This is a genomic window from Methanobrevibacter sp. (assembly GCF_017432245.1).
Lineage (GTDB): Archaea > Methanobacteriota > Methanobacteria > Methanobacteriales > Methanobacteriaceae > Methanobrevibacter.
On the sequence record NZ_JAFRJO010000022.1, the window covers coordinates 1 to 3,579 of the forward strand.

The following is a 3,579-nucleotide window of genomic DNA, read 5'->3' on the forward strand; positions in this document are numbered from 1 at the left end:
AAAAATAAAAATTAAATTAAAAAATATTTAATTTTTTGAATTATTGTGAATTGCTTGTTTTGTTAGAGTCTGTTGAATTAGAAGTCTTGTTGTCTGCATCTGGTACAACTTCCTCACTCCAAGCACCTTCCAATACTGTTCCAGTACCTGATCCAACAAGAACATAACCAGTACGGCCTTTAGCGTCCTTTAAAAGGCAAGTGTAATATCCATGAGAATTATATTTTACACTGTAACACCAGCAACCATCCCATCCTGCACCTTCAGCTATTTTTTTAGCTTTTTCAGGGCTAACATTATGCTTGCTTGAAGAACTTGAGCTACTGCTTGAGCTTGAACTACTGGTTCCACTGCCTGAACTGGTTCCGCTTCCAGTTCCGGAATCTGTTCCTTCAAGACCAGTAGAATTATTTCCTATTCCGGTATTGCCTTGTTCATCAGGGGTAAAGCCTGAAAGGTCATTGAATACAGTATTGCTATCATTTGTTAATCCATATGCAGTTACTCCTGCAGCGATACACAATACTATAACAACAGAAATAATAATGCTTGAATTGTCCATATTTCCACCTCTTTTAGAATATTTTAAAAAAGATTTGCAATATTTTCTATAAATTTTTATGAATATAATATCTTTATAAATCAATCATCAATTTTTTTTAAATTGATAATATAGTATTATTTTAGTAAATCTATATTATAAATTTATTTATTTTGAAAATTTCTATATTAAAAAAAGATTTTTAGAATATTTTTAAAAAGATTTAAAAAAAGTTAAGAAAATAGTTAGGAAAATAAGGAATATACTTAAAATATATTCCTAAAAATTATTGTCATCATACTTTTCCTAAGTTTTCTCCAGTGTAACTAATTCCGATTGCATCAACTACATCTCCAGTAGAATTTGAGATATAGCAGATGTACATAGTTCCGTCATCTTTAACATTGCTGACATATGCGCCTGCTTCACCGATAAAACCGGAAGCAATTGATTTGGCTTTGTCAGGAGTTATTTTAGAAGTGCCTGATCCTCCACCGGATCCACTTCCGGAGCCAGAGCCGGATCCACTTCCGGAGCCAGAGCCTGACCCGCTTCCTCCGGAGCCAGTTCCACCACCAGCGCCATTGTTTCCGGAGCTGGATCCTGAAGAACCATCTGAACCAGCACCACCATTAGCATCAGTGCCGAATATATCGTTTAAACCATTATTATCAGAGCCTGAACTGTCTGGAGAAAATCCAGTTAAATCATTGAAAACTGCATTATCGCCTTCACTGATTCCATATGCAGTTACTCCTGCAGCAATACATAAAACAATAATTACAGATATGATTATGTTGGAATTATCCATTTCTTCACCTCCTTTATTAGAAGATATAATTTATAAATCTAATTTATTGAATTTTTTTAAATTTGATTTTTATAAATCGATGTTTAAAAAATACAATTGTATATAATTATTGTTCATTATGTTAAATATATCTTTCCTAAAAATTTTTTCTAATTCATAATATTTTTTTTAATAAAAATATAAAATAAAAAGATAATAAATCTTCTCCAAAAATTTCAATTTTTCATATAAAATTTTCAATGAAAAATTTCTATTTTTCACTCAACTTTCAATAAATAATTTCATTATTTTTATAAAAAATTTCAATTGCTTTTTTCTTAAAAAGTAATACTTTTCATATAAAAATTCATAAAAAATTAAAAAATTTATCATCATGTATTTATCATGATTAATCATTTTTATTTTTTTGCTTAACCTAATTAATTGATTTTATATCCTGCCTATGAGCTTGTTTTTTTAACTTTTTAAGAATTCTTAACGAATTTTTGATTTTTTGCATAAATTTAGGTTAACCTAATAAATAAAAGTATTTAAGTGTTTCTTTTTGATTTTAAAAGGTTAATTTATATTAAGTTAGTATTAAATATTAATAATGTTAGTTTCTAACTTTTAAAATTTTAAATAAAATAAGAGGTGACACATTTGAGCGATAAAATAGTTATATCCCCAACATCTCGTCAAGAAGGTCATGCGGAATTAGTCATGGAAATTGACGATGAAGGGATCGTTACCAAAGGTAGATACTTCAGTATCACACCTGTCAGAGGCTTAGAGAAAATGGTTACAGGTAAAGCACCTGAAAGCGCACCAGTTCTTTGTCAAAGAATTTGTGGGGTATGTCCAGTACCTCATACAATGGCATCTGTTGAAGCAATGGATGACTCTTTAGACATTGAAATTCCAAAAGCAGCTGCATTGTTAAGAGAATTAACAATTGCATCTTCTAACTTAAACAGTCACGCAATTCACCATTTCTTAGTTGCTCCTGACTTTGTACCTGAAGATCTTTTCAAAACTGCAGTAGACAGTGTTGGAACTATTAGAAAAACAGCACAATATGTTGTAGATATGGTAGCTGGTGAAGGTATCCACCCATCTGATATCAGAATTGGTGGTATGGCAAGAAACTTATCCGAACTTGCACGTAAAAAATTATACACCAGAATGAAAGCATTAGTTCCTGTTGTAGACAACCACGTTGAATTAATGACCAACTTAATCCTTGAAAAGGACATTCCTGAAGGATTAGGTGCAATCACTGCTCCTGTATTTGCAAGTGACGTCATTTACGGTAAAAGAGAATTCTTCGATCTTGACAGATTCACTGAAATTGTACCAGAATTATGGTATGATGACCCAGAAATCGGTAAAAGAGCATGTACTACTGTACCATTATACGATGGTTTAGCAGTAGAAACTGGTCCTAGAGCAAGATTAGATAAATTCCAAGGCTACAAAGAAAAAGGTGTTGTAGCTCAACACTTAGCTAGAGCTCGTGAAATGAAAACTTACCTTTCCAGAGCTATTGCTATCTTAGATGAATTAGACACTGCTGCTAATACCCTCGCAGATTTCGACCCAAGAGGAACCAACAAATTAGGTATCGGTGTAGTAGAAGCTCCTAGAGGAACTGATATTCACATGGCACAAGTAAAAGACGGAAAAACCGCTTTCTACAGTGCATTAGTACCAACTACTTGGAACATCCCAACTATGGGTCCTGCAACTGAAGGATTCCATCACGAATGGGGACCTCACGTAATCAGAGCTTACGACCCATGTTTATCTTGTGCAACTCACGTAATGGTAGTTGACGACGAAGATGGATCAGTTGTTAAAAACGAAATGGTGAGAATTTAATTTTATAGATTTTAATAGAGAGGAATATTATGCCTTATGATGCAGGAAGATTAGTCGTTGGATGTGGAAACGTATTGTTTAAAGATGATGGTTTCGGTCCAATGGTTATCCATGCTTTAGAAGATTATTTTAAAGAAAACGATATTGAAAAGCCGGAAGACACTCAGTTCATTGATGCAGGAACCGGTGCAACTCATTTCATTTTTTCCATGCCTGATGACAATTGGAAAAAAGTGATTGTGGTTGACGTAGTTGAATGGAATGCAGAACCAGGAACCCTTAAGATTTTCTCCCCTTATGATATGCCTAAAGGCAAATATGAGAACGCTCATACTTGGCCTGTAGAAGAGCCTCTTCACGATTTAGT

Annotated in this window: 4 protein-coding genes; 2 read left to right on the forward strand and 2 right to left on the reverse strand. The window is 33.3% G+C overall.

Annotated elements, in window-relative coordinates; translation table 11 throughout:
* Positions 1-40 precede the first annotated feature (40 nt).
* Together IJI80_RS01935 and IJI80_RS01940 are read right to left on the reverse strand one after the other, a co-directional pair.
* On the reverse strand, positions 41-562 hold the full coding sequence (locus IJI80_RS01935; RefSeq protein ID WP_292787120.1) for a hypothetical protein: 522 nt from the start codon (positions 560-562) through the stop codon (positions 41-43).
* 274 nt (positions 563-836) lie between these two features.
* The gene (locus IJI80_RS01940) at positions 837-1,352 is read right to left on the reverse strand and encodes an endoglucanase (RefSeq protein ID WP_292787123.1); all 516 of its coding nucleotides are present in this window, start codon (positions 1,350-1,352) and stop codon (positions 837-839) included.
* Positions 1,353-1,994: 642 nt separating this feature from the next.
* Between IJI80_RS01940 and frhA the strand changes: the two genes are divergently transcribed.
* Positions 1,995-3,212: a coenzyme F420 hydrogenase subunit alpha gene (frhA, locus tag IJI80_RS01945; protein ID WP_292787125.1), complete on the forward strand. Its 1,218-nt coding sequence runs from the start codon at positions 1,995-1,997 to the stop codon at positions 3,210-3,212.
* 29 nt (positions 3,213-3,241) lie between these two features.
* On the forward strand, positions 3,242-3,579 hold a 338-nt coding region (frhD, locus tag IJI80_RS01950), incomplete at its 3' end, for a coenzyme F420-reducing hydrogenase, FrhD protein (protein WP_292787127.1).